Source organism: Burkholderia sp. Ac-20379 (genome assembly GCF_017104645.1).
GTDB lineage: Bacteria > Pseudomonadota > Gammaproteobacteria > Burkholderiales > Burkholderiaceae > Burkholderia.
The window spans coordinates 1-4,212 of the sequence record NZ_JAAGPF010000472.1; the positions used below are offsets into that span (position 1 = coordinate 1).

At 71.3% G+C, this 4,212-nt stretch carries 4 protein-coding genes and 1 pseudogene; all 5 read right to left on the reverse strand.

Annotation, left to right across the window (positions count from 1 at the left end):
- Positions 1-193, reverse strand: a 193-nt coding sequence (locus tag G3N92_RS31510) for an XdhC family protein (protein WP_206131449.1), incomplete at its 3' end; no start/stop codon positions are given.
- Between the two features lie 28 nt (positions 194-221).
- A complete protein-coding gene (locus tag G3N92_RS31515) occupies positions 222-2,453 on the reverse strand; it encodes a xanthine dehydrogenase family protein molybdopterin-binding subunit (RefSeq protein WP_206131450.1) in 2,232 nt (743 codons plus the stop codon).
- Positions 2,454-2,502: 49 nt separating this feature from the next.
- On the reverse strand, positions 2,503-3,483 hold the full coding sequence (locus G3N92_RS31520) for a xanthine dehydrogenase family protein subunit M (protein ID WP_206131451.1): 981 nt from the start codon (positions 3,481-3,483) through the stop codon (positions 2,503-2,505).
- Entirely contained in the window at positions 3,483-3,983 is a 501-nt protein-coding gene (locus tag G3N92_RS31525; protein WP_206131452.1) for a (2Fe-2S)-binding protein, read from the reverse strand. Before G3N92_RS31525 ends, G3N92_RS31520 begins: the two co-directional genes overlap by 1 nt.
- 56 nt (positions 3,984-4,039) lie before the next feature.
- Positions 4,040-4,212 (reverse strand): annotated as a pseudogene (locus tag G3N92_RS35200) (ATP-dependent helicase); the annotation flags it as partial.

Sequence of the window (4,212 nt, forward strand, 5' to 3'; positions counted from 1 at the left end):
CGATCAGCGCATCGTCGATGCAGCCGCCCGACACCGAGCCGACCGCCAGCCCGTCGTCGCGCACGGCCAACATCGAGCCGGCCTGGCGCGGCGCGGAGCCCCAGGTTCGCACCACGGTGGCGAGCAGCGCGCCGCGGCCGTCGCGCAGCCAGCCGGCGAGGGTGGCGAGTACGTCGAGATCGAGATTGTCCACATCGGCTCCTGGTTGGCGGGCGCGCCGCTCAGACGAACACCGGCGCGGCCGGATCGAGCAGCTTGTCGAGCGTGATCGGCAGCTCGCGGATGCGCTGCCCGGTGGCGTGATGCACGGCGTTCGCCACCGCCGCCGCCAGCCCCGTGATGCCGATCTCGCCCACGCCGCGCGCGCCGAACTCGTTCAGTTCGTAATCCGGATGATCGAGGAAGATCACGTCGATCTCGGGCTGATCGGCGTGCACCGGCACCGGATACTCGGCGTAGTTGTTGTTGCCGGGCAGGCCGGTGCGCGGATCGTACTCGGTGGCCTCGAACAGCGCCATGCCCACGCCCATCACGATCGCGCCTTCCACCTGGTTGCGCGCGGTCAGCGGGTTCATCACGCGGCCCACGTCGATCGCGCTGACCACGCGCGCCACGCGCAGATGCGAAATGCCCGGATCCCAGCGCACCTCCACGAAATGCACGCCGAACGAGCGGAACGAGAACTTGCCGGTGGGCGCGGCCGGGCTGCTGGCGAAGCCCTCGGCGTTGGCGATGCGGCGCGCCTTCAGGATCGCGTCGAACGTGGCGCTGCGCCGGCCGTCGGTCAGGCGGCCCCGGTCCACATGCAGATCGTCGGGCTTCGCGCCGGCGAACGGTGCGCCGTCGGCGGTGGCGAGCGTCTTCAGTTGCGCGATGGCGTTGCGGGTGGCCTCGGCGATCGCGGGCGACACGCTGGACGTGGCCCACGAGCCGCCCGACATCGGCGCGGGCGGGTAATCCGAGCTGCCGAGCTTCACCTTGATCTGCTCGACCGGCAGGCCGGTCAGGCCCGCCACGATCTGCGCCGCGATCGTGTACGTGCCGGTGCCGATGTCCTGGATCGCGCAGTTCACCTGGGCCGTGCCGTCGCTGCCCAGTTGCACGCGCGCCTCGGCCGGGGCGCGATAGGCGTCCCAGTTGCAGGCGGCCATGCCGTAGCCGATCACTTCGCGGCCGTCGCGCATCGCGCCGGTGGCCGGATTGCGCGCGGCCCAGCCGAAGCGCTCGGCGGCGGTGCGGATCGCCTCGGGCAGATGGTTGCTCGACCACGGCAGGTTGGCGGCCTCGTCGCGCGTGGAGAGGTTGTTCAGGCGGAACGCGAGCGGATCCTGGCCTGCGGCCAGCGCGAGTTCGTCGATCGCCGATTCGAGCGCGAACAGGCCGGGCGCTGCGCCCGGCGCGCGCATCGAGGTGGCGCAGCCGCGGTTCACGCGCGTGGTGTGGTGGCTGACCAGCACGTTCGGGCATGAATACAGCACGCGCGAAACGCCGCCGCAGTTCTCGGTGAACGCATCGGTCATCGCCGTGGTGTTGATCGATTCGTGGCGCAGCGAGGTGAGCTTGCCGCTCGCGTCGGCCGACAGCCGCAGCCGCTGCTTGGTTTCGGGGCGGTGGCCGGTGGTGGTGAACATCTGCGCGCGCGGCACCAGCAACTGCACGGGCCGCCCGACCGCCAGCGCCGCCGCGCTGGCCGCCACCGAATGCGGCCACATGAACAGCTTGCTGCCGAAGCCCGAGCCGATGAACGGCGCTTCCACGGTGACCTGCTCGGGCGTCAGGCCGAACACGCCGGCCAGCGTGTTGCGATGCACGGTCACGCCCTGCGACGCTTCGTAGATATGCAGCCGGCCGTTGTCCCAACGGGCCACGGTGGCGTGCAACTCCATCGGGTTGTGGGTTTCGACCGGCGTGCGGTAGGTAGCGTCGACGCGGTACGCCGCGCCGTCGAAGGCCGGCTCCGGTTCGCCGCGCGCGTGGCCGCGGCCGCCGTCGCGCGTGCCGCTTTTTTCCAGGCCCTGATCGAGCGTGGCGATCGCCGGGTTCGGCGCGTAGCGCACCGCCACACGGCAGGCGGCCTCGCGCGCATGCTCGAACGTGTCGGCGATCACGAGCGCCACGAACTGCCCCGCGTAATTGACGGTGGCGTCCTCGAACGGCACGCGCGATTCGTCGGTGATGGTGGCGCGCAGCACGGTGGGCAGCGAGATCGGGCTCTTGGTGGGGCGGTACAGCCGCGGCACGTGCTCGTGATGGAGGATGTCGATCACGCCCGGCACGCGCATCGCGTCGCGCGTGTCGATCTTGAGGATGCGGCCGCTCGCGATGGTGCTGAACACGCCGTAGGCGTAGACCATCCCGGCGGGATGCTGATCGGCCGTGTAGCGCGCGGCGCCCGTCACCTTGAGGCGGCCGTCGACGCGTTTCACCGGCTGTCCGACGATCGTATCGCTCATGCTTCGCTCCGCGGTGTCGAATGGAAAAGAGGGTTCATCGGCGTGGGCCTCAGGCGGTGATCGTTTGCAGGTTGCGTACCACGGCCTGCTGGCCGAGCGCGATCTTGAAGCCGTTCTGGCCGTAGTCGCGCGCGCCCCGCATCGCCAGCGCCGCGGCGCGTGCGAAGCTGTCGAGCGTGGCGGGCTGGCCGGCCAGCGCGCGTTCGGCGTCCAGCGCGCGCCACGGCTTGGTGCCCACGCCGCCGAGCGCGAGCCGCGCCGTCTCGATCGTGCCGCCGCGCACCACCACGATGGCCGCGCTCGACGCCAGCGCGAACTGGTACGACGCGCGGTCGCGCAGCTTCAGGTAGGCCGAGCGGCTGCCGGCCAGCGGCGCGTCGAGCACGACGTGCGTGACCATCTCGCCGTCGTCGAGCGCATGCTCGCGCCACGGCGTGCTGCCCGGCAGCAGATGGAAATCGAGGACATCGATCTCGCGCTCGCCGCGCGGGCCCTGCACCTGCACGCGCGCGCCGATCGCCGCCATCGCCACGCACATGTCGGACGGATGCGCCGCGATGCAGTGCTCGCTGCCGCCGAGCACTGCGTGCACGTTGCGGTTCAGCCCGCCGATCGCGGCGCAGCCCGAGCCCGGCTCGCGCTTGTTGCACGGCGAAACGCCGTCGCGGAAATAGCCGCAGCGCACGCGCTGCATCAGGTTGCCGGCGGTGGTGGCCTTGTTGCGCAGTTGCGTGCTCGCGCCCGACAGCAGCGCCTGCGACAGCACCGGGTAATCGCGGCGGATCCGCGCGTCGCGCGCGAGCGCCGTGTTGCTGACCATCGCGCCGATCCGCACGCGGCCGTCGGGCAGCGGCTCGATGGCGTCGAGCTTGAGCTTGTGGATGTCCACCACGCGCGCCGGACGCATTACGTCGAGCTTCATCAGATCGAGCAGCGTGGTGCCGCCGGCCAGGAACACGGTGCGCTCCTGCGCGCGGGCGCTCAGCGCGTGCGCGACGCTGTCGGCGCGCACGTAGTCGAAGTTGCGCATCAGGCGTCCCTCCCGCCGTTGGCGAGCTTGCCGCGCGCATCCTGGATCGCCGCGACGATGTTGCGATACGCGCCGCAGCGGCAGATGTTGCCGCTCATCGCTTCGCGCACCGAGTGGTCGTCGGCCGGAATGCGCGCGTCGCGCAGCACCGCCACGGCGCTCATCATCTGGCCGGCCGTGCAGTAGCCGCATTGATAGGCGTCGTGTTCCCAGAACGCCTGCTGCACCGGATGCAACTGGCCGTTGCGCGCCAGCCCCTCGACGGTGGTGACTTCGTCGCCGTCGTGCATCAGCGCGAGCGACAGGCACGAATTCACGGCCACGCCGTTGACGTGCACCGTGCATGCGCCGCATTGGCCGTGGTCGCAGCCTTTCTTGGTGCCGGTCAGGTGCAGCGTGTCGCGCAGCAGGTCGAGCAGGATCACGTTCGGCGCGACGCGCAACTGGTGCGTGACGCCGTTGACGCCGACGCGCAGGTTCGGATCGGCCGCATCGGGCACGGCCGGAGCGGCGGCGGGCGCGGGCGGCGCGTTTCGCCGCGTGGGCGTCCCCCGCGCTGGCTACGTCCACGGCGTTGGCTGCGCGGGCCATGCCGGCGGCGGGGGCGCACCGGCGCGTCGATCGCCAGCGCCTGCAGCGGCAGGTCGCGCTTGATCAGCTTTTCGATGTCGGCCAGTTGCTTGCGCTCGTTCGGGCTGCACAGCGACAGCGCGTCGCCCGAGGCGCCCG

Bases quoted from the DNA above. Each gene is read 5' to 3' on its own strand.
- G3N92_RS31515 (WP_206131450.1), bottom strand. From the start codon at position 2,453: ATGAGCGATACGATCGTCGGACAGCCGGTGAAACGCGTCGACGGCCGC.
- G3N92_RS31520 (WP_206131451.1), bottom strand. From the start codon at position 3,483: ATGCGCAACTTCGACTACGTGCGCGCCGACAGCGTCGCGCACGCGCTG.